The sequence below is a fragment of the Cupriavidus pinatubonensis genome, assembly GCF_019602855.1.
Classification (GTDB): domain Bacteria; phylum Pseudomonadota; class Gammaproteobacteria; order Burkholderiales; family Burkholderiaceae; genus Cupriavidus; species Cupriavidus pinatubonensis.
This window is the reverse complement of record NZ_CP080767.1, coordinates 3198824-3223504: the sequence shown is the minus strand read 5'-3', so window position 1 is coordinate 3223504 and position 24681 is coordinate 3198824. Positions and strand designations below refer to the sequence as shown.

23 protein-coding genes are annotated in these 24681 nt (G+C 64.8%); 13 read left to right on the top strand and 10 right to left on the bottom strand.

The window, feature by feature from the left end; all coding sequences use genetic code 11:
• The first annotated feature begins 70 nt into the window (after positions 1–70).
• The 3 genes from K2O51_RS27625 to mtgA all read left to right on the top strand — a co-directional run bounded on the left by K2O51_RS27625 (position 71) and on the right by mtgA (position 2643).
• Positions 71–991, top strand: a complete 921-nt coding sequence (locus K2O51_RS27625) for an energy transducer TonB family protein (RefSeq protein WP_140952131.1) — start codon at positions 71–73, stop codon at positions 989–991.
• Complete coding sequence (gene aroE / locus K2O51_RS27620; protein WP_220631028.1) at positions 991–1875, top strand: shikimate dehydrogenase; 885 nt, start codon at positions 991–993, stop codon at positions 1873–1875. The genes K2O51_RS27625 and aroE overlap by 1 nt, the downstream gene beginning before the upstream one ends.
• Positions 1876–1941: 66 nt before the next feature.
• Complete coding sequence (mtgA, locus tag K2O51_RS27615) at positions 1942–2643, top strand: monofunctional biosynthetic peptidoglycan transglycosylase (protein WP_041680049.1); 702 nt, start codon at positions 1942–1944, stop codon at positions 2641–2643.
• Between the two features lie 86 nt (positions 2644–2729).
• On the opposite strand, the gene corA is transcribed toward mtgA, so the two are convergent.
• Positions 2730–3692, bottom strand: a complete 963-nt coding sequence (gene corA, locus K2O51_RS27610; protein ID WP_011298999.1) for a magnesium/cobalt transporter CorA — start codon at positions 3690–3692, stop codon at positions 2730–2732.
• A gap of 473 nt (positions 3693–4165) precedes the next feature.
• On the bottom strand, positions 4166–5080 hold the full coding sequence (locus K2O51_RS27605) for a DMT family transporter (protein ID WP_011298998.1): 915 nt from the start codon (positions 5078–5080) through the stop codon (positions 4166–4168).
• 194 nt (positions 5081–5274) lie between these two features.
• Here K2O51_RS27605 and pyrF point away from each other — a divergent pair, with 194 nt between their 5' ends.
• Positions 5275–6093, top strand: a complete 819-nt coding sequence (gene pyrF / locus K2O51_RS27600; RefSeq protein ID WP_041679704.1) for an orotidine-5'-phosphate decarboxylase — start codon at positions 5275–5277, stop codon at positions 6091–6093.
• A 71-nt stretch (positions 6094–6164) separates the two neighbouring features.
• Here the strand turns inward: pyrF and K2O51_RS27595 are convergent, their stop codons facing one another.
• The 3 genes from K2O51_RS27595 to thiL all read right to left on the bottom strand — a co-directional run bounded on the left by K2O51_RS27595 (position 6165) and on the right by thiL (position 8406).
• On the bottom strand, positions 6165–6662 hold the full coding sequence (locus K2O51_RS27595) for a CinA family protein (RefSeq protein WP_011298996.1): 498 nt from the start codon (positions 6660–6662) through the stop codon (positions 6165–6167).
• Positions 6663–6729: 67 nt separating this feature from the next.
• Positions 6730–7296: a phosphatidylglycerophosphatase A family protein gene (locus tag K2O51_RS27590; RefSeq protein ID WP_011298995.1), complete on the bottom strand. Its 567-nt coding sequence runs from the start codon at positions 7294–7296 to the stop codon at positions 6730–6732.
• Positions 7297–7425: 129 nt separating this feature from the next.
• Positions 7426–8406 (bottom strand): thiamine-phosphate kinase, encoded by a 981-nt coding sequence (gene thiL / locus K2O51_RS27585; protein ID WP_011298994.1) that lies wholly within the window; start codon positions 8404–8406, stop codon positions 7426–7428.
• Positions 8407–8717: 311 nt separating this feature from the next.
• On the opposite strand from thiL, the gene K2O51_RS27580 reads away from it, so the two are divergent.
• The 3 genes from K2O51_RS27580 (at position 8718) to K2O51_RS27570 (ending at position 12387) form a co-directional block, all read left to right on the top strand.
• Positions 8718–11042 carry an NADP-dependent malic enzyme gene (locus tag K2O51_RS27580; protein WP_011298993.1) on the top strand — a complete coding sequence of 775 codons (2325 nt, stop codon included), beginning with the start codon at positions 8718–8720 and terminating at the stop codon, positions 11040–11042.
• A gap of 386 nt (positions 11043–11428) precedes the next feature.
• On the top strand, positions 11429–11779 hold the full coding sequence (locus K2O51_RS27575) for a guanyl-specific ribonuclease (protein ID WP_181184515.1): 351 nt from the start codon (positions 11429–11431) through the stop codon (positions 11777–11779).
• On the top strand, positions 11776–12387 hold the full coding sequence (locus tag K2O51_RS27570) for a barstar family protein (RefSeq protein WP_011298991.1): 612 nt from the start codon (positions 11776–11778) through the stop codon (positions 12385–12387). The genes K2O51_RS27575 and K2O51_RS27570 overlap by 4 nt, the downstream gene beginning before the upstream one ends.
• A 119-nt stretch (positions 12388–12506) precedes the next feature.
• Here the strand turns inward: K2O51_RS27570 and K2O51_RS27565 are convergent, their stop codons facing one another.
• From K2O51_RS27565 to K2O51_RS27555, 3 genes are read right to left on the bottom strand one after another with little or no spacing between them, the layout of a single operon-like run.
• Complete coding sequence (locus tag K2O51_RS27565) at positions 12507–13115, bottom strand: YidB family protein (protein ID WP_011298990.1); 609 nt, start codon at positions 13113–13115, stop codon at positions 12507–12509.
• Positions 13116–13154: 39 nt separating this feature from the next.
• On the bottom strand, positions 13155–13904 hold the full coding sequence (locus K2O51_RS27560) for a 16S rRNA (uracil(1498)-N(3))-methyltransferase (protein ID WP_011298989.1): 750 nt from the start codon (positions 13902–13904) through the stop codon (positions 13155–13157).
• Positions 13904–14335, bottom strand: a complete 432-nt coding sequence (locus K2O51_RS27555) for a VOC family protein (RefSeq protein ID WP_011298988.1) — start codon at positions 14333–14335, stop codon at positions 13904–13906. The genes K2O51_RS27560 and K2O51_RS27555 overlap by 1 nt, the downstream gene beginning before the upstream one ends.
• Before the next feature lie 274 nt (positions 14336–14609).
• Here K2O51_RS27555 and tkt point away from each other — a divergent pair, with 274 nt between their 5' ends.
• Positions 14610–16643 (top strand): transketolase, encoded by a 2034-nt coding sequence (gene tkt / locus K2O51_RS27550; protein WP_181184513.1) that lies wholly within the window; start codon positions 14610–14612, stop codon positions 16641–16643.
• 61 nt (positions 16644–16704) lie between these two features.
• Positions 16705–17703 carry a type I glyceraldehyde-3-phosphate dehydrogenase gene (gap, locus tag K2O51_RS27545; RefSeq protein ID WP_011298986.1) on the top strand — a complete coding sequence of 333 codons (999 nt, stop codon included), beginning with the start codon at positions 16705–16707 and terminating at the stop codon, positions 17701–17703.
• Between the two features lie 69 nt (positions 17704–17772).
• Here gap and K2O51_RS27540 read toward each other — a convergent pair whose 3' ends face one another.
• Complete coding sequence (locus tag K2O51_RS27540) at positions 17773–18381, bottom strand: flavin reductase family protein (RefSeq protein WP_220631027.1); 609 nt, start codon at positions 18379–18381, stop codon at positions 17773–17775.
• A gap of 272 nt (positions 18382–18653) precedes the next feature.
• Between K2O51_RS27540 and K2O51_RS27535 the strand changes: the two genes are divergently transcribed.
• On the top strand, positions 18654–19640 hold the full coding sequence (locus K2O51_RS27535) for a LysR family transcriptional regulator (protein ID WP_140952147.1): 987 nt from the start codon (positions 18654–18656) through the stop codon (positions 19638–19640).
• Positions 19641–19736: 96 nt separating this feature from the next.
• Here K2O51_RS27535 and fur read toward each other — a convergent pair whose 3' ends face one another.
• Positions 19737–20168 (bottom strand): ferric iron uptake transcriptional regulator, encoded by a 432-nt coding sequence (fur, locus tag K2O51_RS27530; protein ID WP_011298983.1) that lies wholly within the window; start codon positions 20166–20168, stop codon positions 19737–19739.
• A gap of 186 nt (positions 20169–20354) precedes the next feature.
• On the opposite strand from fur, the gene K2O51_RS27525 reads away from it, so the two are divergent.
• From K2O51_RS27525 to leuS, 3 genes are all read left to right on the top strand, one after another.
• Positions 20355–20978, top strand: coding sequence for an outer membrane protein assembly factor BamE (locus K2O51_RS27525; RefSeq protein ID WP_011298982.1), 624 nt, complete (start codon positions 20355–20357; stop codon positions 20976–20978).
• A gap of 102 nt (positions 20979–21080) precedes the next feature.
• On the top strand, positions 21081–21878 hold the full coding sequence (gene dapB, locus K2O51_RS27520) for a 4-hydroxy-tetrahydrodipicolinate reductase (protein ID WP_220631026.1): 798 nt from the start codon (positions 21081–21083) through the stop codon (positions 21876–21878).
• Positions 21879–22056: 178 nt separating this feature from the next.
• On the top strand, positions 22057–24678 hold the full coding sequence (leuS, locus tag K2O51_RS27515) for a leucine--tRNA ligase (RefSeq protein ID WP_220631686.1): 2622 nt from the start codon (positions 22057–22059) through the stop codon (positions 24676–24678).
• Positions 24679–24681 lie beyond the last annotated feature (3 nt).

The following is a 24681-nucleotide window of genomic DNA, read 5'->3' as shown; positions in this document are numbered from 1 at the left end:
CGCATGACGCCATGCTGCCCCGGCGAGTCTCCCTAGCGATTCCCAAGCCATTGCCCAGCCAGCTCCCATCGTGAACGCCGCTCTCGTCGATCCCCGCCACTGGTGGCACGCCAGCAACACGCTGGCCAAGGCGCTGGCCATCTCGGTAGTCATCCATCTCGTGCTGCTGATGGTGCGGATCGCGGCGCCCGAGGTATTCGAGATCAAGCGCTCGGATGCCGCGCTGGACGTGGTGCTGGTCAACTCCAAGTCCGCGCAGAAGCCGCGCAATGCCAACGTGCTGGCGCAGGCCAACCTCGATGGCGGCGGCGACCACGACCAGCAGCGCGCGACCACGCCGCTGCCCGCGCAGACAGTTTCGCAGGACGGCGATCTCGTACGCCAGGTACAGCGCCGCGTCGAGCAGCTCGAGCAGGAACAGCAGCGCCTGATGACGCAGTCGCGCGAAGCGGCCCCCGCCGTGCGCAGCCAACCGCTCAAGCCCGGCGAACGGCGCCAGGACGACCTGCTTCGCGGCCAGGACGAGCGTACCTCCACCGACGAGATGGCCAAGCTCGAGGCCGAGATCGGCCGCAATCTCGAGCAGTACGCCAAACGGCCCAAGCGCTACCAGCTCACCGCCACGAGCGCGCGCGAAGTGGATTACGCCCAGTATTACGACCGCCTGCGCCGCAAGATCGAGGCGCGCGGCACCAGCGATTTCCCGCAGCACAACGGCAAGCCGCTGTACGGCCAGCTGATCCTCGTGATCAACGTGAACCGGCTCGGCAAGCTCGGCTACAACCGCGACGGCTACAACGTCGACGCCATCGACGTGGTCAAGAGTTCGGGCGATCCAGCGCTCGACCGCCAGGCCGTCGCGATCGTCCGCGCCGCCGCGCCGTTCGGTCCGTTCACGGCCGAGATGGCCGCGCGCCAGGACATTCTCGAAGTGATTTCCACATTCAAGTTTTCGCGCAGCGGGCTGGAAACCCGCTTGCAGGCACGCTGATGACATCCACCGAATCCTCCCAGCCGGCTGACCGCTACGTCGTGGTCGGCAACCCCGTCGCGCACAGCCGTTCGCCGTTCATCCACGCCGCGTTTGCCAAGCAGACCGGCGAAGCCGTCGAATACGGCCGCCTGGAAGCGCCGCTCGACGCTTTCGCAGACACCATGCGCGCGTTCCTTGCTGAAGGCGGCTATGGCTTCAACGTGACCGTGCCGTTCAAGCTGCAGGCCTATGATCTGGCCGACCGCCTGACGCCGCGCGCGGAAGCCGCTGGCGCGGTCAACACGATGTGGATCGAGGATGGCCTGATCCACGGCGACAATACCGACGGCATCGGCCTCGTGCGCGATATCCAGGACAATCTCGACACCCTGCTCGAAGACAAGCGTGTGCTGCTGCTCGGCGCGGGCGGCGCGGCCATGGGCGCGATGCTGCCGCTGATTGAATGCCGGCCGTCGCGCATTGTGGTGGCCAACCGCACGGCCTCGCGCGCGAGCGACATGCTCGAAGAGTTCGTGGAAGCGGCCGATTCGTTCGGCGTGGAGTTGTGGGGCGGTGGCCTCGATGCGCTTAAGCAGCTGTCCGAAGACGATGTCTGCGACGTCGTCATCAACGCATCGTCGAGCAGCCTGCATGGCGAAGTGCCGCCGGTGCCGGCGTTCCTGCTCGGCGAAGGCGTGCTCGCCTACGACATGATGTACGGCGCCGAGCCGACCGTATTCCTGCAGCACGCTGCGCAATGCGGCGCGCGCACGGCCGACGGTCTCGGCATGCTGGTCGAACAGGCAGCTGAAGCGTTCTACATCTGGCGCGGCGTGCGTCCGCGCACCGCGCCCGTGCTGGCCGACCTGCGCGCCGCGCTGCAGGCCGAGCGCAAGGGCTGATCGCCGCCAGTGCCCGTGGCCACCCGACAGCGCTCCGCGCGCGCCGCCGGCACGGCATTCTCCCCGCTGCGCTGGATCGGTTTCCTGCTCGGCTGCATCGTGGCCGGCGTGGTCGCGATGCAGGTCTATTTCTTCCTGCAGATCGCCGCATGGCAGTACGTGGCGCCGTCTTCCACGTCGTTCATGCGCGCCGAGCGCTGGCGCCTGTGCGGCTTCAACGTCTGGAACTGCAGCATCGACCGCCGCTGGGTGCCGTACGACCAGATCTCGCGCAACCTCAAGCGCGCAGTGATCGCGAGCGAAGACGCTGACTTCGTCAATCATCCCGGCTACGAAATCGACGCCATGCTCGACGCGTGGGAGCGCAACAAGAAGCGCGGCCGCGTCGTGCGCGGCGGTTCGACCATCACCCAGCAGCTCGCCAAGAACCTGTTCCTGTCGTCCGAGCAGCATTACCTGCGCAAGGGCCAGGAACTGGCCATCACGTGGATGCTCGAGTTCTGGCTCGACAAGCAGCGCATCTTCGAGATCTACCTGAATTCGGTGGAGTGGGGCGAAGGCGTGTTCGGTGCGGAGGCTGCGGCGCAGCACTACTTCCGTACGAACGCCGGGAAGCTCGGCGTGGGCCAGGCGGCGCGCCTGGCGGCGGCGCTGCCTGCGCCGAAGTGCTTCGACAAGAAGGAGTACTGCGCGAATGTGCGCGTGAACTTCAGGGTGAAGGCGGGGATTATTGCGCGGCGGATGGGGGCGGCTACGTTGCCGGATTGACGGCTGGCGTTCCTTGGTTTCTCTCCTCTCGCGCTTGCGGGAGAGGAGCGGGGGAGAGGGGAGTCAGCCTGTCGTTGTTTCAGCCCTCAGCTCAACCACCCCTTCCGCTTGAAATACACCAACGGAATCGCCGCCGACACCGCCATCAACGCAATCGCCCACGGATACCCGGCCGCCCAGTCCAGCTCCGGCATGAATTTGAAGTTCATGCCGTAGATACTCGCGATCAGCGTCGGTGGCATCAATGCCACCGACACCACCGAGAACAGCTTGATGATCTTGTTCTGGTTGATGTTGATGAAACCGACGGTCGCATCCATCAGGAAGTTGATCTTGTCGAACAGGAATGCGGTGTGGTTCTCGATCGAGTCGATGTCGCGCAGGATCTGGCGTGCCTCGTCCTGCTGCTCGGCTGACAGCAGCTGGCTGCGCATCAGGAACGACACCGCGCGGCGCGTGTCCATGACGTTGCGTCGGATGCGGCCGTTCAAGTCTTCCTCGCGCGCGATGGTTTCGAGCACGTCGGCGGCGGCGGCATCGGTCACGTTTTCGGCCAGCACGCGGCGGCTGGCTTCTTCCAGGCGTTCGTAGACTTCCTCGATGGAGTCGGCCGAGTATTCCGCATCGGTCGCGTACAGATCCATCAGCACGTCCTTGGCGTTGCGCACCGAGCCCGGGCGCATGCGCGCGCGCAGCCGCACCAGGCGGAACACCGGCAGGTCTTCGTCGTGGATGGAAAACAGCACGTCGCGCGTGAGCACGAATGCCACGCGCACGTTGCGTGAAGCCTCTTCCTCATCGAGCAGGAAGTCGGTGCGGATGTGGATGTTCTCGTCCTCGCCTTCGAAATAACGCGCGGACGCTTCCAGGTCGCCCAGGTCTTCGAGTTCCGGCAGGGCGACGCCGTACGCTTCCTTGATCCAGGCGAGTTCCTCGTCGTCGGGGCTGACGACGTCGATCCAGATCGGCTTGTGCTGCAGCAGCTCGTTGCGCTCGTCGACCTGCTCTTGGGCGAGCCGGCCTTTCTGCAGGACGAACAGGTTGATCATCCCCGGGATTCCTTATTGCTATGCTGATTGCGACGAAAAACAAAGACAAGCGCGAAGACAAGCGCAGGCAGGCTCGCCGCATCCCAGGGTGGTCCGGACCGGTTCAGTGCGGAATCACGGGCAAGCGTGATCGCGCTGCGGGCGGCGGCAGGGCCGACGGGCGCAAGGCGATGGCGTTTGCCTGGGGTGGCTGGCAAGCCGGGAGAGGGAATATCCGCAATGGCACGGCCCACGCTTCGGTGGCCGTCGGCGATACGGAAAAACACTCGCCCGCATGGATTCTGCGGGCGATGCGACGATGCGGGAGCGCTTGGCGGCTCCGGCGGTTCGTCTACGCAGCCCGCAGTGACATGGCATCCGACGAAGCTGCGTTAACTGCGTTACCGCGGCAACTCGAACACCCGATGCTACTGCCCACGTAGTTTCTCCGGGATTGTGATGGCCGCGAGTGTAGCCCAACGCAGGGGGGCTTGTTAAGTGAAATCTCCACGCGCCATGCCGGTCCGCAGTCGCCGCCGCAACAGTGGCACGAGCATCACCGAGGACAGCGCGGCGAACATCAGTGCAATCGCCGCGTAGTCCTGCCAGTGCGGCTGCTCGCCGAGCATCCACATGCCGGAGAACACGCCAACCACGGGGATGAACATGACCGACAGGCTCGACACCACCGGCGGCAGGTTGCGCGCGAGCCCGAACCAGACCAGGTGGCAGTAGGCGAACACCACCACGGCGTTATAGGCGATCGCGCCCCACTCGGCGGCGGTGGGCATGCGCCAGCCGGTCTCGAGCAACAGCGTGCCGGCGGCCAGGAAGGGCAGGGTGACCGCCAGCATCCAGAACGTCAGCGTGCCGATAGGGATGTCGATCTGCGTACGCTTCATGAGCTGGGTGCCGAAGCCCCAGCCGGCGGCTGCAGCCAGCATCAGCAATGTACCGGCCGGGCTGCCGGTCAGCGCTCGGATCTCGCCAGACAGCAGCAGGACGGTGCCGGCCAGCGCGCAGCCGATGCCGACCCAGGCCGACACGCCGATGCGGTCGCGATACAGCACCAGGCCCCACACTACGGCCCAGATCGGCATGGTGTAGCCGAGGATCGCGGCGCGTCCCGAGGACAGCATCTTGACGGCGCAGATGGCCAGCAGGTGCCAGAACACCATGTTCGGGATGGCGAGCTTCACTACCGTGGCCCATTGCGAGCGCGGCACGCGCAGCGATTCGCCGCGCACGGTCAGCGCAATCCCCAGCGCGGCGACGCCGCCGGCCATGCACAGCAGCCGGAAACCCATGGCCGGGAAGTGCGCCACGCCGATTTTCATGATGGGCCAGTTGACGCCCCAGGCGATGGTCAGGATGACCAGCAGGACGAGGCCGCGGCGATCGAGAGACATGTCGTGGATGGCGGCTGTGAACTACGCCGCTCTTTGTTTTGACTTTGAGCGCAAAACGATAGCACGCAGCGGGTAAAATTGCCGGAAACGACATATGCTGCGATATGAGGGGGTCTATCCGCCCCAGCCCGCAGCAACCGGGTCGCCCGCCACGCGCCGGCGGCGCCGGAGCAACCAGGATATCGAGTCAACCCATGACCTTCATCGAGCAGCTGTCTGCCGCCTGGCAGCGCAACGATTCCCTACTCTGCGTCGGACTCGATCCCGACCCGCAGAAGCTGCCGCTGTCCCTGACCGGGGCCGGCGGCGCAATCTTTTCCTTCTGCCGCGAAATCGTCGACGCCACCGCGGACCTGGTCTGCGCATTCAAGCCGCAGATCGCTTACTTCCATTCGCAGCGCGCCGAAGACCAGCTGGAACAGCTGATCCACTATATCCATGATGCGCACCCGGGTATTCCGGTGATCCTGGACGCCAAGCGTGGCGACATCGGCTCGACCGCCGAGCACTACGCGAGCGAGGCATTCGAACGCTACAAGGCCGATGCGGTGACCGTGAGCCCCTATATGGGCTTCGATTCGATGCAGCCGTACCTGGCCTATCCAGACCGCGGCGTGATCGTGCTGTGCCGCACGTCCAACCCGGGCGGCTCGGACGTCCAATTTCTGCAGGTGGATGGCAAGCCGCTTTACCAACTCGTGGCCGAAGCCGCGAAGGAACGCTGGAATACGACGGGGCAGATGGGCCTGGTGGTCGGCGCCACGTTCCCAAACGAGATCGCCCGTGTGCGGCAGATCGTTGGCGACATGCCGCTGCTGATTCCGGGCATCGGCGCGCAGGGCGGCGATATCGAGGCAACGGTGAAGGCTGGCCGCACGGCTGACGGCACGGGCATGATGATCAACTCGTCGCGCGCGATTCTCTATGCGAGCGGCGAGAAGGATTTCGCCACCGCTGCACGCCATGTGGCGATGCAAACGCGGGATACCATCAACCGCTACCGGCACGGGTAATCCGAGCCAGGCTGTCAGATAGCGTCAGTACAGCAAAAGGCCGCGCCTGACCGGGCGCGGCCTTTGTCGTTTCAGGCCTCGTTGCGTACCAGTTCCAGCAGTCCGCGCATCGCATGCTCGGCCGCCTGGCGGCGGATCTGTGCGCGGTCGCCCTTGAAGCGCTGGGTCTCGGTGCGCGTGGTGATGCGGTTGCTCCAGCCGAAGCAGACCATGCCGACCGGCTTCTCGGGCGTGCCGCCGTTGGGGCCGGCCACGCCTGTGATGGACAGCGATACCTGTGCGCGGCTGTTGAGCAGCGCACCCTCCGCCATCGCGCGGGCCACTTCCTCGCTGACCGCGCCGTAGTCGCGGATCATCTTGGCGGGCACGCCGAGCATCGTGCTCTTGGCCTCGTTCGAGTACGTGACAAAGCCGCGTTCGAACCATCCGGAAGAGCCCGATACATCGGTAATGGCGGCGGCAACGAGTCCTCCGGTGCAGGACTCGGCCGTGGCCAGCATCAGCGATGTTTCGGCGAGGGCTACGCCGGCCTGGATGGCCAGTTGGTCGAGCAAGCGGCTGATGGACATGGGTGAAAGGTGCGTGGCGTTTGAAGAAAGATGGCGAGTGAACGTCGCGGGAAACGTGGCGAAAGCGTCAGAACGAGCGCCACAGCGCGAATACCAGCAGGGTGTAGAACGCCGCGAAGATGTCGTCGAACATCACGCCGAATGCGCCGCGCAGTCCCGGGCCTTTCAGCGTGCGATCGTAGTAGGCGATCGGTGCCGGCTTGGCGATATCGAACAGTCGGAACCATAGAAAGGCGGCAAACTGGCCCCACAGGCCGGTGGGCATGACAAAGGTCAGCACCAGCCAGAACGCGATGATCTCGTCCCAGACCATGCTGCCGTGGTCGTCCACGCCCATGTCGCGCGCCGTGCGTCCACAGGCCCACATGCCGATCAGGAAGCCCGCACCGATGATCCACAGCCATGTCGTCGGTTCGATCCACAGGGAAATCACGACGAACGAGAGCCACCCATAGAGCGTGCCTACGGTACCCGGGCTGACCGGCGACAGGCCGGAACCGAAGCCGATAGCGATCAGATGCGCGGGGTGCGCGAGCATGAAGCGGGCCGTCGGGCGCGTGACCTTGACAGTCTGCCCGGCTTCGAGGGTCATGGCGGGGTCGCGCGGCGCGGCCGCGGGGGGAGAGGTCGACATCGGATTTGGCTCGTGTACTTATGTTTTATGTGCGCGGCGCCCGGCGTGCCAGTTTCCCGGGTTCCCTCCCGGGCAGATCATGATGCTGGCGCTGCAAGCCGGCATCATGACACGCCCGCGCGCAGGCTGTCAGGGCGACGCGAAGTGGTCGAAGCTAGCGCCGGCATAGGTCACGGGGCTGCCATGGCGGTCGACCAGCCGCAAGCCGGGTTCCGGTGTGATCGAGCCGACGCGTGTCAGCGGCAGTTCCAGGCGATCCGAGATGGCGGCAATGGCTTCACGGTTGCCGATCGGCGCGGTGAAGCAAAGTTCGTAGTCGTCGCCGCCGGCCAGCACGCATTCGCGTTGCAGCGAGTCCGGTTGGGCCGCCAGCACGGTTGAACGCGGCAGCGAGTCCACGTCGAGCAGTGCCCCGACCTGCGAGCGGGTCAGGATGTGGCCGAGATCGCCGATCAGGCCATCTGAAATATCAAGTGCCGCATGCGCTACACCGCGCAGCGCCATGCCCAGCGCGACGCGCGGCGTCGGCATTTCCATACGCGGGCGCACGCGGCTGAATTCGGGTTCGGGCAACAGCCATTCGCCGCGGCAGTCGCCCAGTGCGAGACGCGCGTCGCCAAGTGTTCCGGAAACCCAGATATCGTCGCCAGGACGCGCGGCATCGCGTCGCAGGGCGGCGCGCGCCGGCACGTCGCCGAATACGGTCAGGCTAAGCGTGAGCGGCCCGCGTGTGGTGTCGCCGCCGATCAGCTCGCAGCCGTGTTCGTCGGCGAGCGCCAACATGCCTGCAGCCAGTTCTTCAAGCCATGCGGGATCGGCTTCGGGCAGTGCCAGCGCGAGCGTGAACCCGCGCGGCTCGGCGCCCATGGCCGCCAGATCTGACAAGTTGACCGCCAGCGCCTTATGGCCCAGTGCACGGGGCGGGACATCGGCAAAGAAATGGCGCCCGCTGACCAGCATGTCGGTGCTGATGGCCAGGTGATGGCCGGGCCGCGGATCGATCAGCGCGCAGTCGTCGCCCACGCCAAGCACGGCCTTGCGTACCGGACGCGTAAAGAAACGGCGGATCAGATCGAACTCGGAGAGCTGCGCGCGGCGGATCGTGGACATGGGACTAACCGGGCCAGGGCGGCGCCGGCGCAAAAAAGGCGGATCGGGACAAGGATGGTGCCAGGCCAGCGGCTCGGCAAGATACTGCAGCGGGCGGCAGCATTGACTGTTGCTTGCTGTTCAAGGCCAGCGGCTTGGGGCATATTGTACCGAAACACAATGCTGGTCCTCGTCAAATGCTTATTGTGAAATAGTATTTCACAATATAAAATGCCGGGTCCAGAGGAAGAGATTGGCGGGCACGTGGAGCCGGTCCGCCAATCATCCGAAGCCCTGTCAAATGACGGCTCCACCGATTGGAATATGCGCCGATGACCAGCCCTCAGCAGTCCCCGTCCCAAGACGATCTGAAACAGCAGCAGCGTGAGGCGCTGCGCAAAGCGGCGCTCGAGTATCACGAGTTTCCGACTCCCGGGAAGATCTCCGTTACGCCGACCAAGCCGCTGTCGAACCAGCGCGACCTGGCCCTGGCCTATTCGCCGGGCGTGGCAGCTGCCTGCGAGGAGATCGTCGCCGACCCCGCCAACTCCTTCCGCTACACCGCGCGCGGCAACCTGGTGGCGGTAATCACCAATGGCACCGCCGTGCTGGGCCTGGGCGACATTGGCGCCGCGGCGTCCAAGCCGGTCATGGAAGGCAAGGCCGGCCTGTTCAAGAAATTCGCCGGCATCGACGTCTTTGACATCGAAATCGACGAAAAAGACCCCGAAAAGCTCGTGCAGGTCATTGCCGCGCTGGAGCCGACCTTCGGCGGCATCAACCTCGAAGACATCAAGGCACCGGAGTGCTTCTACGTCGAGCGCAAGCTGCGCGAGAAGATGAAGATCCCGGTCTTCCACGATGACCAGCACGGTACCGCCATCGTCGTGGCTGCCGCCGTCATCAACGGCCTGAAGGTCGTCGGCAAGGACATCAAGAGCGTCAAGCTGGTGGCCTCGGGCGCCGGCGCCGCCGCGCTGGCCTGCCTGGATCTGCTGGTGGACCTGGGCCTGCCCATCGAGAACATCTGGGTGACGGACCTGGCCGGCGTGGTCTACGAAGGCCGTACCGAATTGATGGACCCGGAGAAGGCCCGCTTCTGCCAGAAGACCGACAAGCGCAAGCTTGGCGAGGTGATCGATGGCGCCGACATTTTCCTGGGCCTGTCCGCCGCCGGCGTGCTCAAGCAGGACATGGTCCAGCGCATGGGCGAGAAGCCGCTGGTGCTGGCCCTGGCCAACCCGAACCCGGAAATCGCACCGGAACTGGTCAAGGAAGTCCGCCCGGACGCCATCATGGCGACCGGCCGTACCGACTACCCGAACCAGGTCAATAACGTCCTGTGCTTCCCGTTCATCTTCCGCGGCGCGCTCGATTGCGGTGCGACCACCATCACGCGTGAGATGGAGATCGCCGCCGCCAACGCGATCGCCGAGCTGGCGCGCCAGGAGCAGAGCGATATCGTGGCCACGGCCTACGGCATCCAGGACCTGGCGTTCGGCCCGGAATACCTGATCCCGAAGCCGTTCGATCCGCGCCTGATCGTGTGGGTGGCACCGGCTGTGGCGGAAGCCGCCATGAAATCTGGCGTGGCCTCGCGTCCGATCGAGGACATGGACGCCTACCGCCTGCAGTTGCAGCAGTTCGTGTACCACTCCGGCACGCTGATGAAGCCGATCTACGCCGCCGCCCGCAAGGTCGAGATGGCGAAGAAGCGCATCGTCTTTGCCGAGGGCGAGGAGGAGCGCGTGCTGCGCGCCGTGCAGGTGGTCGTCGATGAAAAGCTGGCCAACCCGATCCTGATCGGCCGCCCGGCGGTGTTGCAGCATCGCATTGAGCGTTTCGGCCTGCGCCTGCGCCCCGGCGTGGACTTCGCCGTGGTCAACCCCGAGCACGACGAGCGCTTCCGCGATTATTCCGACGCGTATTACCGCATGATGGCGCGCGAAGGCGTTACGCCGCAGTACGCCAAGCTCGAACTGCGCCGCCGCACCACGCTGATTGGCGCCATGCTGGTCAAGAGGGGCGAGGCCGATGGCATGATCTGCGGTACCGTCAGCAACACCGCCGCACACCTGCGCTACATCGACCAGGTTCTGGGTGGGACCAGCAAGGTCTACGCAGCCATGAACGGCCTGGTGCTGCCGGGCCGCCAGATCTTCCTGGTGGATACCCACGTGAACGTGGATCCGACCGCCGACGAACTGGCCGAGATCACGCTGATGGCGGCTGAAGAGCTCAAGCGCTTCGGCATCGAGCCCAAGGTGGGGCTGCTGTCGCACTCGAATTTCGGGTCGTCCGAAGCGCCTTCGGCCCGCAAGATGCGCGATACGCTCGCGATCCTGCGCGAACGCGCACCGGAGCTCGAAGTCGACGGCGAAATGCACGGCGACAGCGCGCTGGACGAGAAGCTGCGCAATACCCTGGTGCCGGACGGCACGCTCAAGGGCGAGGCGAACCTGCTGGTCTGCCCGAACATCGACGCGGCCAATATCTCGTACAACCTGCTGAAGGTTGCGGCGGGCAACAACGTCGCCATCGGGCCGATTTTGCTCGGCGTGAAGGCGCCGGTGCACATCCTGACCCCGTCGGCAACGGTGCGCCGCATCGTCAACATGACCTCGCTGGTCGTGGTCGACGCTGCTGCCAAGCGCTAAGCCGCAGTACGGTTCAATGTGGCGGAAAAGCCGGGCTTGCCCGGCTTTTTTTCGCTTTGCGGCTGCCAGTTAGTATGCGCACACATCCTATTAACACATTGAAACAATTGAGGATTTCGCGCTGGCGCAGAGCCGGGATTGATTAATTGCTTGCATACGCGTACCCTTACGCCCTTGATACAGGCGCTCGCCACGGGCGCTCCGGTGCGGTCGGCGGCAGGTAAGCCGGCCAGGGTGGCCCGGATACTTGTCTACCCAGCAGGCGGCAGGCTCGATTTCCGGTTCAACCAAGACAGACCAACGTGGGTTTCCAGATTCCCGTGATACAGCAGCGGCAACCGCTGCCCGTGCGCGGCCGGCGCTTGCTGGCGCAGGCGTTGTCAGGCATGGTCCTGGCATTGGCCTTCATGCAGCCGTCGCTGGCCAGGCAGCAACAGGCCGAGGGACTGGCGGGAACCATTGCCGTGCAGCAACTGCCCAATGAGGCACGGCAGACGCTGGAGCGTATCGAGGCCGGCGGCCCGTTTCCCTACGAGAAGGACGGCACGCGATTCGGCAACTATGAACGCGCCCTCCCTCAACAACAACGCGGTTACTACCGCGAATATACGGTCAAGAGCCAGAACAGCCGGAACCGGGGAGCAAAGCGGATCGTTTGCGGGGGCGACCAGCGCGCGGCGAACGACTGCTACTACACAGAAGACCACTACAACAGCTTCAAACGGATAACCAAATGATGACTGACATTTTCGGATTGGGCGACGCCCTTGCCGCCCGCGAGGAGCGCGGCGCCGGAGATGGCTGGCAGCGGGCGCAGCATCAGGCCCAGAACCTTTACGACAACGTGCTGATGATGCCGCGCCAAGAGCTCACGCACAGACTTCCGCCCGCTGCCCCGGTCGCCGTGCCGGCTATCGCAAGCTGGGCCGACGGGGCCGAGGGAGCCATGAACCTGTTCAAGTCGGTGCGACCGAACATTGTCCAGTCGATCCGCGCATTCCGCGTGCCCGATCTTGCCCAGGCGGCGGCCGACCTTGGCCAGCATTTCCTGTACGCGAACTGCGCCCATTGCGCGAGCAAGGCGGAGGTTCTGGAAACGATCGCCACGTCGTTCACGTTCCCCAAGCATTTCGGCAAGAACTTCGACGCGCTGGCGGATTGCCTGACCGACATGATCTACAAGGCCGGCCAGCAGCCGGGCTTCGTAATCGTGCTCGAAGGCCTGCCGATTGCGCAAAAGTTTGACAAGGAAGGGCGCGAGGTCCTGCTGGACGTATTCCGCGATGCCGCCGAGTTCTGGGGCGAACGCAAGGTCCAGTTCCGGGTGTTCTATTCGTTTGCCTGATCGTTGATTGCTAATTCCTGACCGCCTGCCCGCTTAATGCCTGGCGGGACAGAAATTAGAAAGCCCGCGACCGTCACCGACGTCGCGGGCTTTTGTTTGATGGCAGGTCGGCCAGTCGATCAGGACTGTGACGGCACGTGGCCGTGCGGGGTTAGCCGGTCGATCAGCTCGGGCAGGCCTTCGCTCAACTGCGCGGCCACGTCTTCTTGCGACATGCCCGTGGAGGTCGCCAGCGAGTCGAGGGCGCCGGTGTTGCCCAGCGCATCGCTCAGGGCAGAAGGCGTGACCGGCTGGTTGGCGCCGGAGCCGATCCATGAATCCACCTGCTCGCCAAGACCCGCCTGCGCGAGCACATCGCGTAGCGCGCCGATGCCGCCGGCCGCGGCGCCGAGCGCCTGGCTGTTCGCCGGCGCGCCACCTTGTCCACCCAGCAAGCCGCCGATCAGCGAACCAAGGTCCAGGCCGCCGCCGGGGGTAGCGCCCGAACCGCCGGTCAGGCCCCCCAGCAAGCCGCCCAGGCTGCCCAGTCCACCGAGTCCATCGTCCGTGGTGGCTTGAGCCGGATCCCCTGAGGCACCGCTCTTGTGGCGCATTGCCATCATTGCCAGCAGACCCAACGCCATCATCAGCTTCGGGTTCAGGCCGCCTTCGGCGCCTTCACCTTCCCCCTGGCGCGCGCCGCCGAGTTGCCCGAGCACCCCGCCCAGCACGCTATCGAGTAATCCCATGGTCGACTCCTTTGTGATGAAGGATGGCGTGCGCCGCCATCAGAATCCGCCCAGCAAGGCGTTCAGCGTTGCCAGGCAGGCAAGCCCGGCAGTTTCGGTGCGCAGGATGCGCGGGCCGAGTGACACGGCGGTGAAGCCCGCGTGCAGGGCGGCATCTTCCTCTTCCGGCGCCAGGCCGCCTTCTGGCCCAATCAGCAGCGTGACGCCGCCAGCCAGCAGGCTTACCCTGTTCGCCGCGGCATAGGCCGGCAGCGACTGGTCGGCACGTGGCGACACCAAGAGCCGGTTGCCTTCGCCTGCGGCACGCAGCCACGTATCCAAGTTAGTTACCGGCGCGACGGCCGGCAAGCGATTGCGGCCGCATTGCTCGCAGGCAGCTTCTACGAGCGCCTGCCAGTGGGCCTGGCGCTTCTGCGCGCGGTCGCCGCTGAGCCGTACGACCGAACGCGCGGCCTGCAGCGGCTGGATGGCAGTCACGCCCAGTTCGACGGCCTTTTCGATCAGCCAGTCCATCTTGTCGCCGCCGGCCAGGCCCTGGGCAAGCATGACACGGAATGGTGGTTCCGTTTCCGTGTTGTCTCGCTCACCCACGCGCGCGAGTGCGTGGCGCTTGCCCAAATCAAGCAGCGTGGCGGCATGGCTGCCGCCACGGCCATCGAACAGCGTGATGGCGTCGCCCGGCGCCAGGCGCAGCACCTGCACATGGCGAACGACGGCTTCGGGGAGGTCGAAATCGGTACCGGCGGCAAGCGCCGCGTCGGCGCTGCCGACAAAGAAACGCGGTGGCATCAGCTGGTCTTGTCTTCCTGTTTGCCCGCTACGGGTTTGCCGAAACCCCAGCGGTAGCCGTCCGGGTCTTCGACCATGCAGTAGCGGTCGCCCCAGAACTGGTCGGCGGGCTCCATCAGGCTGACCGCGCCGGCCGCCACGGCTTGCGCATGCATGGCGTCGACGTCGTCGCAATAGACGTAGAACGTTTGCGGGCACTCCACGCCAAGCGAGCGCGGTGTGCGCGCCGTGCTGCCCCAGGCGCCCTCGGGCGCGAACATGACGATCAGCTCGCCCTGATAGGACATTTCGGCATGCGTGGGCACGCCGTTCTCGTCGACCACGTGGCCCGCCGCGAAGCCGAAGGCGCGCTGGTAGAAGTCCAGGGCGGTGCGCCCGTTGCTGACGGTCAGGTAGGGCGTGAGCCTCGGGGTGTTGGCCGGTCTCGTCATGGTCGTCTCCTGTCGGGGAAACCTCGCGTTCCTTAATGGATGCGGGAGCGCGGTGCGAGTGTGCATCTTACGCGTGCGCGCCGGTGCTGTCGAAGTCCTCGCCCCGCGCTCCAAAGTGCATCAACGGCAATCTGCGATCGCTGCCGGGCAAGTGCCTGTGCGATTACCGGCCCCTGTCCGGTCCGTCCGACGGCAGCGTTGCAGCCGGATTTACCCTTAGCTTCTGCTAAAATTGCTGTTTTCCTGCCGCCAGGCCCAGCGCCCTTACGCCCGCATGTCCGCCCTTGCTCATCCCGCCACAAGTCCCTTTGCTTCCCAGCCTGCCAAGCTGATGGCCGATGCCATTCGCGTGCTTGCCATGGACGCCGTCCAGCAAGCCAATTCCGGCCATCCTGGCGCGCCGATGGGCATGGCCGATATCGCAGTGGCGCTGTGGGGCCGCCACCTGAAGCACAACCCGGCCAATCCGCACTGGGCGGACCGCGACCGCTTCGTGCTGTCGAACGGCCACGGCTCGATGCTGATCTACGCGCTGCTGCACCTGACCGGCTATGACCTGCCGATCGAGGAGCTGAAGAACTTCCGCCAGCTTCACAGCAAGACCGCCGGTCACCCGGAATACGGCATCACCCCTGGCGTGGAAACGACCACCGGCCCGCTGGGCCAGGGCATCACCAATGCCGTCGGCATGGCGCTGGCCGAACGCCTGCTCGGTGAAGAATTCAACCGCCCGGGCTTCAACATTGTCAATCACTACACCTACGTGTTCCTCGGCGACGGCTGCCTGATGGAAGGCATCAGCCACGAGGCTTGCTCGCTGGCCGGCACGCTGAAGCTGAACAAGCTGATCGCACTGTGGGATGACAACGGCATCTCGATCGATGGCGACGTGGTGCACTGGTTCAACGACGACACGCCCAAGCGCTTCGAAGCCTACGGCTGGAACGTGATCCGCGGCATCGACGGCCACGACGTGACCGCTGTCGACCTGGCGATTTCGCAGGCCAAGGCCAGCGACAAGCCGACCCTGATCTGCTGCCGCACCAAGATCGGCAAGGGCGCGCCCAACAAGGAAGGCGGTCACGACGTGCACGGCGCCCCGCTTGGCGGCGCCGAAGTGCTGGCCACGCGCGAAGCGCTTGGCTGGGCCCACGCCCCGTTCGAAGTGCCGGCGGATGTCTACGACGCCTGGGATGCCAAGGCCACTGGCCTCGCCCTGGAAAAGGCCTGGAACGCGCTGTTCGAAGGCTACGCCGACCGCCACCCGTATGAAGCCGGTGAATTCCAGCGCCGCATGCGCGGCGAGCTGCCAGGCAGCTTCGACGCCGCCGTCGACGCCTTCATCGCCAAGTGCGAGGAAAAGGCCGAGACCATCGCTACCCGCAAGGCGAGCCAGAACACCATCGAGGCCTTCGGCCCGGTGCTGCCCGAATTCCTCGGCGGCTCGGCCGACCTGACCGGCTCGAACCTGACCAACTGGTCGGGCAGCCAGGCCGTGCGTGTGGATGCCTGGGGCAACCACATCAACTATGGTGTGCGCGAGTTCGGCATGAGCGCCATCCTGAACGGTATTACGCTGCACGGTGGCTACATCCCCTACGGCGCCACGTTCCTGACCTTCTCGGACTACAGCCGCAACGCGCTGCGCATGGCGGCGCTGATGAAAATCCGCTCGCTGTTCGTGTTCACCCATGACTCGATCGGCCTGGGCGAAGACGGCCCGACGCACCAGTCGATCGAACACGTCGCCAGCCTGCGCCTGATCCCGAACATGGACGTCTGGCGTACCGCCGACACCACTGAGACCGCCGTGGCCTGGGCCGAGGCGATCCGCCGCGAAAACGGCCCGAGCTGCCTGATCTTCAGCCGCCAGAACCTGCCGTTCCAGCAGCGTGACGACGCGACCCGCGCCAATATCGCGCGCGGCGGCTACGTGCTGCGCGACGGCACGAACGCGAACACCGGCCGTCCCGACGCCGTGATCCTGGCCACCGGCTCCGAAGTGGGCCTGGCCGTCGGCGCTGCCGACCAGCTGGCCGCCGAAGGCGTGCACGTGCGCGTGGTATCGATTCCGGCCACGACTGTGTTCGACAAGCAGGACAGCGCCTACAAGGCGAGCGTCCTGCCGGCCGGCGTGCCCCGCGTGGCCGTGGAAGCCGGTGTGACGGATTTCTGGTGGAAATACCAGGTCCAGGCTGTTGTGGGCATTGACACCTTCGGCGAGTCGGCGCCGGCCGGCGTGCTGTTCAAGCACTTCGGCTTCACCGTCGAGAACGTCGTGCGGACCGTCAAGGACACGCTGCAATAAGAGTCGCGGCGGACAACCCGGCGCCCCAGTTTTCTAGCATCAGGCATTTCAGGAGATAGACATGACCATCAAGATCGGCATCAACGGCTTCGGCCGCATCGGGCGCATGGTATTCCGTGCAGCCGCCGCCAACTTCAAGGACATCGAAGTCGTTGCCATCAACGACCTGCTCGAGCCCGACTACCTCGCGTACATGCTGAAGTACGACTCGGTGCACGGCCGTTTCGACGGTGAAGTGTCGGTCGACGGCAACACGCTGGTCGTCAACGGCAAGAAGATCCGCCTGACCGCCGTCAAGGATCCGGCCGAGCTGAAGTGGGGCGAAGTCGGCGCCGACGTGGTGATCGAGTCGACCGGCATCTTCCTGACCAAGGAAGGCGCGCAGAAGCACATCGACGCGGGCGCCAAGAAGGTGATCATGTCGGCACCGTCGAAGGACGACACCCCGATGTTCGTGTACGGCGTGAACCACGAAACGTACAAGGGCGAAGCGATCATCTCGAACGCTTCGTGCACCACGAACTGCCTGGCACCGGTTGCCAAGGTGCTGAACGACAAGTGGGGCATCAAGCGCGGCCTGATGACCACCGTGCACGCTGCCACCGCCACGCAGAAGACCGTCGACGGCCCGTCCAACAAGGACTGGCGCGGCGGCCGCGGCATCCTGGAAAACATCATCCCGTCGTCGACGGGCGCCGCCAAGGCCGTGGGCGTGGTGATTCCGCAGCTGAACAAGAAGCTGACCGGCATGTCGTTCCGCGTGCCGACTTCGGACGTGTCCGTGGTCGACCTGACCGTCGAACTGGAAAAGTCGGCGTCGTACGAAGAAATCTGCGCCGAGATGAAGGCCCAGAGCCAGGGCGCGCTGAAGGGCGTGCTGGGCTACACCGAAGACAAGGTTGTTGCCACGGACTTCCGCGGCGATGCACGCACCTCGATTTTCGACGCTGAAGCCGGCATCGCGCTGGACGGCACCTTTATCAAGGTCGTGAGCTGGTACGACAACGAGTGGGGCTACTCGAACAAGTGCCTGGAAATGGCACGCGTGGTGGCCAAGTAATCCGGCTGCCTGTCGCGAAAAAACGCGCCTTCGGGCGCGTTTTTCTTTGGGCGGGCGTCAAGCTACGCGTCAACTGGCGGGCCGTGCCGCGAGCGGCCGTGCGTCCACGGCGGCACCATCCACAAGGAAATGGCCGCCGGCGACGTGGTGGATCGTGCGCAGGGCGTCGTGTCCTTCGAAATGCCACCGACCGTTGCTGAATACGCGCGCATCGGCATGGGCCGCCACCACTTCGCCGAGGAACAGGTCGTAGGTTTGCTGGATCGGCGGTTCGGGCAGCAGCCGGCATTCCAGCCAGGCGGCGCAGCCAGCCAGCAGCGGGGCGCCGACGACGTCGCCGGCGAACGTTTCCAGGCCGAAGGTTTCGAACTTGTCCGTGCTTTGCTGCTCGGCGAGCGATTGCCCGGAACTGGATCCGAGCGCTTCGGTCAGGTCGACCTGGCTCACGGTCGGCACCTGGAGCACAAATTCGCCGCTCTGCTCCAGCAGCTGGCGTGTCCAAGTGCTCTTGTCCAGCACCACCGCGACCTTGGGCGGCGAGAAATCCAGCGGCATCGCCCATGCGGCCGCCATGATGTTGCGGTGCCCGCCGGCGGCTGCGCTGACCAGCACGGTCGGCCCGTGGTTCAGCAACCGGTAGGCTTTCACGAGTTGAACCGCTTGGCGGTGTGATGGCATAGGCGCAAAAGTGGGATCGGGGGAAACCCGACTATACGCCGACCTTCATGTGATTGCTGTCCGACGGCGGGAGCCCTTTTTCACGAAATGGACCTGAAGTTCATCATACAGTCGCGAAAAATGCAGACCATTGCCCGGAGTGAAATGCTGAATCTGCTTTCCGATGGCGTTTTTTCCACTTACACTAATAACGAGCCGTTGATATCTGATGTGCAGCCAGTGCAAGTCGCGGGGCCATCTAAGATCGGAATAAATCGGAACAGGGCCTGATCATGGTGAACGTGGACACCAAGCTTCTTGTGATTTTCACCGAACTGCTGAGCAAGCGGAACGCGACCTATGTCGCGGAGAAAATGCACATGACGGCCCCGGCCGTGTCGCATTCGCTTGGCCGGCTGCGCGAGATCTTCGACGATCCGCTTTTCATCCGTGTGCCGCACGGGCTGACCCCGACGCCCCGCGCGCTCGAACTTGGCCCCAAGATCCGCGACATGCTGGACCTGTGGTCGTCGATCAATGAAGGCGATGCCGACAATTTCGATCCGGCGATCGCCACGGGCACGCTGAGCATCGGCTTTGCCGCGGAACTGGGCGACACGGTGTTCAACCGTTTCGTGCTGCGCATCAAGCAGCTGGCACCGGAACTGCATATCAAGCTGGTCGAATCCCATTCGTGGGAAACCGATGTGGCTTCGATGCGCGCGAACGAACTCGACCTGGCTTTTTCGCCGTTCCCGACGCGGCATCCGGAAATCGTCGAGGAGATGGTGACGTCGCTGAGCCTGTGGGTGTGCGCACGCAAGAACCATCCGCTGCTGAAAGGCCAGTGCACGCTGGAGCAATACCTCGACTGTGGCCATATCTTCATGGCGCATTCGGGCGGCGCGGGCCGGCCGGCTCCGTCGCTGATCCCGCTCGACTACGCATTGCAGCAGCGAGGGCTCAAGCGCAACGCGACGCTGACCGTCCATTCGTGGCGTGCGCAGGCCGAGCTGGCCGCGCAGACCGACATGATCTTCACGGTCAACGCACTGACCAAGGACATGGCCTGCGAGACCTACGGCCTCAAGGCGTTTCCGCTGCCGGCCGAGCTCAACACCACAGTCGGTCTGAACATGTTCTGGCACCGCAGCCGCAATACGCACCCGATGCTGGTGTGGGCGCGCGGCCTGTTCCGACAGGTAGTGGGCGAATTCGTCGGCATGCCGGCCGCACGGCAGCTGCGTATGGTTGCCGAGCAGGACGTCGAAACCCCCTGATCGCAGCCTCAGGCTCATTCGGACCCAAGAAAAAACCGGCGCACAGGCGCCGGTTTTTTCTTGCTGCCATCCCGCCGCGCACGAGCGGTGGCCGGCTTATCGTTTTGGTCTGTGGGGACAATCAGTTTTGGTGCAGTTGCCGTACAGCGACAACGCATGTTCCTGCAGCGCAAAGCCGCGTTCGCGCGCGATGCTTTGCTGGCGTTGCTCGATCTCGCCGTCGAAGAACTCCTCCACGCGGCCGCAATCGAGGCATACCAAGTGGTCGTGGTGCTTGCCTTCGTTGAGCTCGAAAATGGCCTTGCCGGATTCGAAATTGTTGCGCGACAGAAGGCCCGCCTGCTCGAACTGGGTGAGCACACGGTAAACGGTCGCCAGGCCGATATCCATATGCTCGTTGAGCAGGATTCGGTAGACGTCTTCAGCGCTCAGGTGGCGCTGTTCACTGGTCTGAAAAATCTCAAGAATTTTCAGCCGCGGCACGGTCGCCTTTAGGCCGATATTCTTGAGCTCCGCCGGACTCGGCATGGGCGTGACTCCCTAGAGTACAATGTCTGGATAGTTGAATCATAAGGGTTTTGGCGACAAAAGTCGCCCGGTGCCAGGGCCAGCAAAGGCGGCTTCAGCCCGCCGGACGCCGTGGCAGCCCAGACAGCCGCCGCGCGGCGGAAATGTCCCTGTCGGCACTTTCCTTTCCCTCTGGAAGCGAGATACATGCGTTCATTCCGTTCGTCTGCCATGCGTCCGACGCTGGTGATTTCCCTGCTGGCTGCGGCGCTTCTGGCCGGTGCCTGCTCGACCTACGACTCCACTTCGCGCAAGCTCACAAACGCCATTACGCCGTATCGGATCAATATCGTGCAGGGCAACTTCGTCTCGCGTGAGGCGGCTTCGCAACTGCACGAGGGCATGACCCGCGACCAGGTCAAATTCCTGCTCGGTACGCCACTGCTGACCGACGTCTTCCATGCCGATCGCTGGGACTACGTGTTCTCATTCCGCCGTGGCAATGCAGCGATTGTCCAGCAGCGCCGCTTTACCGTTTACTTTGACGGCGACAAGCTGGTGAAGTTTGGCGGTGACGAACTGCCGTCCGAATACGAGCTGATTGCCGAAATCGATGGCATGAAAAAGGCACTGAAAGACCAGAAACCGGGCATCGGCGGCAGTGCCAGCAGCCAGGCAGCAACAGCGCCGGCGGCAACGCCCGCTGCCCCGCAAGACGCTCCGGCGGCACCCACCGAACCGCAGGCGGTCGCTCCGGAGACTTCCGCCGCCACGCCGGCCGCCCAGCCGGCCGCCGCTACGCAGCCTGAATCCGCTCCACAGTCCAACTGAAGCGCGCTTCAGGCGCGTGAGGCAACCCGCAACGGTTGCCACCATGATTCCCGGCCGGCGCTTTGCGACCGGCCGTTTTCCGATTTCGCCAGGTAAAACACCATGAACATTGCCATTGCCGGCGCCTCCGGCCGCATGGGCCGCATGCTGATCGAACACATTCTCGCCACCGAAGGCGTCTCGCTGTCGGGCGCGCTCGACGTGCCGGGCTCGCCTGCGCTGGGTCAGGATGCCGGCTTGTTGCTGGGCCGCCAAACCGGCGTGGCGATTACGGCCGACCTCGAAGCAGGCCTGGCCGGCGCCGACTGCCTGATCGACTTCACGCGCCCCGAGGGCACGCTGGCTCACCTTGCCGTGGCCAAGCGCCTGGGCGTCAAGATGGTGATCGGCACGACGGGCTTTGACGACGCCGGCAAGGCCGCGCTGGCCGAAGCGGCAAAGTCGATTGGCATCGTGTTCGCCGCGAACATGAGCGTGGGCGTCAATGCAACCTTCAAACTGCTGGAAGTGGCGGCAAAGCTGCTTTCTACCGGCTACGACATCGAAATCATCGAAGCTCACCACCGATTCAAGGTCGATGCCCCGTCGGGCACGGCGCTGAAGATGGGCGAGGTGGTGGCAGAAGCTCTGGGTCGCGACCTCAAGACCTGTGCAGTCTATGCGCGTGAAGGTCACACGGGCGAGCGCGATCCGAACTCGATCGGCTTTGCCACCGTGCGCGGCGGCGATATCGTCGGGGACCACACCGTGATGTTCGCCGGCATCGGCGAGCGCATCGAGATCAGCCACAAGTCCTCGAGCCGGCAGTCGTATGCCGATGGCGCCGTGCGCGCGGCCCGCTTCCTGGCCGACAAGCCGAACGGCCTGTTCGACATGCAGGACGTGCTGGGCCTGAAGTAAGGCGGCACCCGGGTTGGCAAGGCCGTGACGGCCTTGCCGCACGGTTATAATCAGCTTCTTTCGCATTGCACGACAGGCGGACGCCGCACCAGCGGTTGCTCGCCATCTGCCTTCCTGTCCCCCGGATGCGGGCATGCCTGACGCCGCGCAGACCGTTGTCCTGAACGTTGTCCCGACCATGCAAGACAAATATCTTCCTTCCGCCGTTGAACAAGCCGCCCAGCAACACTGGCAGGCGATCGACGCCTACCGCGTGCCCGAGCATGCCACCGGCCCCGACGGCAAGGAAAAGCCCAAGTTCTACGCCTGCTCGATGCTGCCGTACCCGTCGGGCAAGCTGCACATGGGACACGTGCGCAACTACACGATCAACGACGTGATGGCGCGCTACTTGCGCATGAACGGCAACAACGTGCTAATGCCGATGGGCTGGGACGCCTTCGGCATGCCGGCGGAAAATGCCGCGCTGAATAACGGCGTGGCCCCGGCCGCCTGGACCTACGACAACATCGCTTACATGAAGAAGCAGATGCAGTCGATGGGCCTGGCGATCGACTGGTCGCGCGAAGTCGCGACCTGCAGCCCCGACTACTACCGCTGGAACCAGTGGCTGTTCCTGAAGATGCTGGAAAAGGGCATTGCCTACCGCAAGACCGGCACCGTCAACTGGGACCCGGTCGACCAGACCGTGCTGGCCAACGAGCAGGTCATCGACGGCCGCGGCTGGCGCTCGGGCGCGATCGTGGAAAAGCGCGAGATCCCGATGTACTACCTGCGTATCACCGATTACGCAGAGGAACTGCTCGGCGACCTCGACGGCCTGGGCTGGCCCGAGCGCGTCAAGATCATGCAGCAGAACTGGATCGGCAAGAGCGTGGGCGTGCGCTTTGCGTTCAAGCACGATATCGAGGGCGACGACGGTCAGCTGATCAATGACGGCAAGCTGTACGTGTTTACCACGCGCGCCGACACGATCATGGGCGTGACCTTCTGCGCGGTCGCCGCCGAGCACCCGCTGGCCACGCACGCCGCCGCGAACAACCCCGAACTTGCTGCCTTCATCGACGAATGCAAGCATGGTTCGGTCATGGAAGCCGACATGGCGACCATGGAGAAGAAGGGCATGCCGACAGGCTTGCAGGTCACGCATCCGCTGACCGGCGAGCAGGTCGACGTTTGGGTTGGCAACTACGTGCTGATGAGCTACGGCGACGGCGCCGTGATGGGCGTGCCCGCGCACGACGAGCGCGATTTCGCATTCGCCAACAAGTACAAGCTGCCGATCAGGCAGGTCATCGACGTCAAGGGCCAGCCGTATTCGACCGAAGCCTGGCAGGAGTGGTACGGCGACAAGGAAAACGGCGTCTGCATCGAAAGCGGCAAGTACAACGGCCTCGGTTACCTGGCCGCGGTCGAGGCGATCGCTGCCGATCTCGGCGCGATGGGCCTCGGCGAGAAGAAGATCACCTGGCGCCTGCGCGACTGGGGCATCTCGCGCCAGCGCTACTGGGGCACGCCGATCCCGCTGATCCACTGCGACAGCTGCGGCGTGGTGCCGGTGCCCGAGCAGGACCTGCCCGTGGTGCTGCCCGAGGATCTCGTGCCGGACGGCACGGGCAACCCGCTGAACAAGGACCCCCGCTTCCTGCAGTGCAGCTGCCCGTCCTGCGGCAAGCCCGCGCGCCGCGAGACCGACACGATGGATACGTTCATCGATTCGTGCTGGTACTACATGCGCTATACGTGCCCGGACGCGGCCACCATGGTCGATGCGCGCAACGATTACTGGATGCCGATGGACCAGTACATCGGCGGCATCGAGCACGCGATCCTGCACCTCCTGTACGCGCGCTTCTGGACCAAGGTCATGCGCGACCTGGGCCTGGTCAAGTTCGACGAGCCGTTCACGAACCTGCTCACGCAGGGCATGGTGCTCAACGAAACCTTCTACCGCGAAGACGCTGCCGGCAAGAAGACCTGGTACAACCCGGCCGACGTTGACGTGCAGACCGATGACCGCGGCCGTCCCGTGGGCGCCACGCTGAAGGCCGATGGCCAGCCGGTGGTGATCGGGGGCGTCGAGAAAATGTCGAAGTCGAAGAACAACGGCATCGACCCGCAGGCCCTGATCGACCAGCACGGCGCCGACACCGCGCGCCTGTTCGTGATGTTCGCCGCCCCGCCGGAACAGCAGCTCGAATGGAGTGGCTCGGGCGTGGAAGGCGCATCGCGCTTCCTGCGCCGCGTGTGGAACTATGGCTTCGCCAACGCCGCGGCCGTACGCGATGGTGCTGGCGCCGCGCCGACCGCGGATGACGCGGACCTGCGCCGAGAGATCCATGGCGTGCTCAAGCAGGCCAACTACGACTACCAGCGCATCCAGTACAACACCGTGGTGTCCGCCACGATGAAGATGCTGAACGCGCTCGAAGACGCCAAGAACGCTTCGCCGGTCGCGCGCCGCGAGTGCTTCGGCATCCTGCTGCGCGTGCTGTACCCGGTGGTGCCGCACATCACGCACGGCCTGTGGGATGCGCTGGGCTACGCCACGCAGTACGGCGACCTGCTCGACGCCCCGTGGCCGCAGGTCGATGAAGGCGCGCTGGTGCGAACCGAAATCGAAATGGTGCTGCAGATCAACGGCAAGGTGCGCGGCAGCGTGACCGTGCCGGCTGATGCCGACCGCGCCGCGATCGAGGCCGCCGCCGCTGCCAGCGAGACCGTGGCCAAGTTTGCCGAGGGCAAGGCGCCGAAGAAGATCGTGGTCGTGCCGGGCCGCCTGGTCAACGTGGTGCTGTAAGCA

Excerpts from the sequence above, each read along its gene's own strand:
- K2O51_RS27575 (WP_181184515.1), top strand. The coding sequence starts at position 11,429 with ATGGTCCTGGCATTGGCCTTCATGCAGCCGTCGCTGGCCAGGCAGCAA.
- K2O51_RS27565 (WP_011298990.1), bottom strand. The coding sequence starts at position 13,115 with ATGGGATTACTCGATAGCGTGCTGGGCGGGGTGCTCGGGCAACTCGGC.
- K2O51_RS27570 (WP_011298991.1), top strand. The coding sequence starts at position 11,776 with ATGATGACTGACATTTTCGGATTGGGCGACGCCCTTGCCGCCCGCGAG.
- K2O51_RS27590 (WP_011298995.1), bottom strand. The coding sequence starts at position 7,296 with ATGTCGACCTCTCCCCCCGCGGCCGCGCCGCGCGACCCCGCCATGACC.
- K2O51_RS27540 (WP_220631027.1), bottom strand. The coding sequence starts at position 18,381 with ATGCCATCACACCGCCAAGCGGTTCAACTCGTGAAAGCCTACCGGTTG.
- K2O51_RS27595 (WP_011298996.1), bottom strand. The coding sequence starts at position 6,662 with ATGTCCATCAGCCGCTTGCTCGACCAACTGGCCATCCAGGCCGGCGTA.
- K2O51_RS27580 (WP_011298993.1), top strand. The coding sequence starts at position 8,718 with ATGACCAGCCCTCAGCAGTCCCCGTCCCAAGACGATCTGAAACAGCAG.
- tkt (WP_181184513.1), top strand. The coding sequence starts at position 14,610 with ATGTCCGCCCTTGCTCATCCCGCCACAAGTCCCTTTGCTTCCCAGCCT.
- K2O51_RS27535 (WP_140952147.1), top strand. The coding sequence starts at position 18,654 with ATGGTGAACGTGGACACCAAGCTTCTTGTGATTTTCACCGAACTGCTG.
- fur (WP_011298983.1), bottom strand. The coding sequence starts at position 20,168 with ATGCCGAGTCCGGCGGAGCTCAAGAATATCGGCCTAAAGGCGACCGTG.
- leuS (WP_220631686.1), top strand. The coding sequence starts at position 22,057 with ATGCAAGACAAATATCTTCCTTCCGCCGTTGAACAAGCCGCCCAGCAA.
- K2O51_RS27555 (WP_011298988.1), bottom strand. The coding sequence starts at position 14,335 with ATGACGAGACCGGCCAACACCCCGAGGCTCACGCCCTACCTGACCGTC.
- K2O51_RS27560 (WP_011298989.1), bottom strand. The coding sequence starts at position 13,904 with ATGCCACCGCGTTTCTTTGTCGGCAGCGCCGACGCGGCGCTTGCCGCC.
- pyrF (WP_041679704.1), top strand. The coding sequence starts at position 5,275 with ATGACCTTCATCGAGCAGCTGTCTGCCGCCTGGCAGCGCAACGATTCC.
- gap (WP_011298986.1), top strand. The coding sequence starts at position 16,705 with ATGACCATCAAGATCGGCATCAACGGCTTCGGCCGCATCGGGCGCATG.
- aroE (WP_220631028.1), top strand. The coding sequence starts at position 991 with ATGACATCCACCGAATCCTCCCAGCCGGCTGACCGCTACGTCGTGGTC.
- corA (WP_011298999.1), bottom strand. The coding sequence starts at position 3,692 with ATGATCAACCTGTTCGTCCTGCAGAAAGGCCGGCTCGCCCAAGAGCAG.
- thiL (WP_011298994.1), bottom strand. The coding sequence starts at position 8,406 with ATGTCCACGATCCGCCGCGCGCAGCTCTCCGAGTTCGATCTGATCCGC.
- dapB (WP_220631026.1), top strand. The coding sequence starts at position 21,081 with ATGAACATTGCCATTGCCGGCGCCTCCGGCCGCATGGGCCGCATGCTG.
- K2O51_RS27605 (WP_011298998.1), bottom strand. The coding sequence starts at position 5,080 with ATGTCTCTCGATCGCCGCGGCCTCGTCCTGCTGGTCATCCTGACCATC.
- K2O51_RS27525 (WP_011298982.1), top strand. The coding sequence starts at position 20,355 with ATGCGTTCATTCCGTTCGTCTGCCATGCGTCCGACGCTGGTGATTTCC.